The sequence below is a fragment of the Mycobacterium sp. TH-M106 genome (assembly GCF_057473765.1).
In genome coordinates this window covers 1-1,314 of sequence record NZ_JBYCLE010000299.1, presented here as the reverse complement: position 1 = coordinate 1,314, position 1,314 = coordinate 1, and the positions used below count along the sequence as shown (strand labels likewise).

Annotated in this window: 1 protein-coding gene; it reads right to left on the bottom strand. The window is 60.3% G+C overall.

From position 1 onward, the window contains the following. Positions 1 to 1,314 (bottom strand): YHS domain-containing protein (locus AC2VOP_RS10385; protein WP_486960880.1); only part of this gene is annotated, 1,314 nt, incomplete at both ends.

Below are 1,314 nucleotides of genomic sequence, written 5' to 3'. Positions count from 1 at the left end.
CCCCGAGGAAGCGGTCGACGATGCTCAGATGCCCCTGGAAGCGCGCCGGGTTGAGCGTGAAGATCCATTTGCACGGCTCCGAGCAGAAGTTGTAGCGCCGACCCTGGTAGTCATAGATCAGCGTCTCGGGGTTGTCGAGGAAACCAGCGGCGGCACCCGCTGGAGTACACACCGGGATATGGCACATGTTGCACACCATCGGAAGCGTCTCGGGCAGGGTCAGCGGGATATCGCCGGCCCGCACGTTGTCGGTGATTACATCCCACATTTTGCCGAACGAGTCGTTCCAGCCCGGGTACTTTTCTTCTAGCCAGTCACGTTCGGCCGGCGAGACACCGGCATCCGGATTCCACCACACCGTGGGCCGCCAGTTCCACACGCCGAGGTGATAGGCGTGATGCACCCAGTTGAGTTCCTGCTGGTAGTGGCTGTCCCAATACCACGGCTTTTGCAGTCCGAGGTCACGAAAGAGGTCAACGAACTGTTTGTTGATCCACTCCTCCATGAACTCTTTGAACGAGTGCCGCCGATGCTCCAACGGGGTGTAGTAGTCCATGGACAGACCGGTCAGCAGAGCGAACAGCTTAAAGGACCGCCAAAACATGTGGTCGACGAGCTTTTGGACGACATCGATCTTGCCGCCTTCCACCAGCACCTTCATGGTGGGCTCACCGATCTGGGCGTGGCGGGCCTCGTCGGTCTGAATCGACGAGATCAGCGCACTAAACTCCAGGTCACCCACACCCATCGCGTCGGCGGCCATCCCCAGGAACTGTAGGTTGGTGAACCCGGTTTCGAAGGTCGACGTCAGCTGGATGGCCATCGAGGTCGCGTCGTTGGCGGTGAACATGTCGTCGAAAAGCGACCGTGCCGCGAGCGCACCCCACTCGTTGGTGTGATACGCCCGGTGCGCCCAGTCGGCTCGGGGTTCTTTTTGCAGCAGCGTGTAAGGGATGTAGGTCTGGATCTGGCCGTGGCGGACTTCATCGAGGCTTCCATAGGTCGCCATGTTGCGCCACGCCGCGGCGCGGCCGAACCGTGCCATCCGGGCTTCGCCGATGCTGGCGGTGTACTCCGCCATAGCGATCGCGCCATAGTGGGCCAAAATGGCCGACTTCCAGCCCGGGTCGAGCTGCTCGTAGAGCGATGAGCGGTTCACGACCGCGTTAACCGAATAGACGCTGGTGTCCTTGCCAGCCTGGATGTGCACATACTCCGGATAGGTGATCTTGTAGGGCTCATCCCAGGTCCACCACAAATCGGTGGAAACACCGAAACTTTTCGACAAATCCTCCGGAAACACTTGGTCCTCGG